Origin of the sequence: Enterobacter cloacae complex sp. 6730903 (assembly GCF_048283985.1) — a bacterium.
Classification (GTDB): domain Bacteria; phylum Pseudomonadota; class Gammaproteobacteria; order Enterobacterales; family Enterobacteriaceae; genus Enterobacter; species Enterobacter hormaechei_C.
The window spans coordinates 1-262 of the sequence record NZ_JBLVXX010000242.1 but is presented as its reverse complement, the minus strand read 5'-3'; the positions used below and the strand labels follow the sequence as shown (position 1 = coordinate 262).

1 protein-coding gene is annotated in these 262 nt (G+C 59.9%); it reads left to right on the top strand.

Annotated features, from left to right (window positions below; all coding sequences use genetic code 11):
* Positions 1-262 (top strand): RHS domain-containing protein (locus ACNQ0W_RS25755; protein WP_417933352.1); only part of this gene is annotated, 262 nt, incomplete at both ends.

Genomic DNA, 262 nt, shown 5'->3' with positions numbered 1-262 from the left:
GCCGCTGACCTACGTCTACAGCGATCAGGACAGCTACGATCCGCTGGCACGTATTGACGGCGTTGATGCCCCGGAAATCTTCTGGTTCCACTGCCAGCCCAACGGCACACCGGAGCGGATGACGGATAGCGAAGGGCAGGTGCGCTGGGAAGGGGTGAACAGTGCCTGGGGCAAACTGCTGCGGGAAAGCGAGACGCAGGTATCAGGATATTCTCAGAACCTGCGTATGCAGGGGCAATACCTGGATCGTGAGACAGGGCTG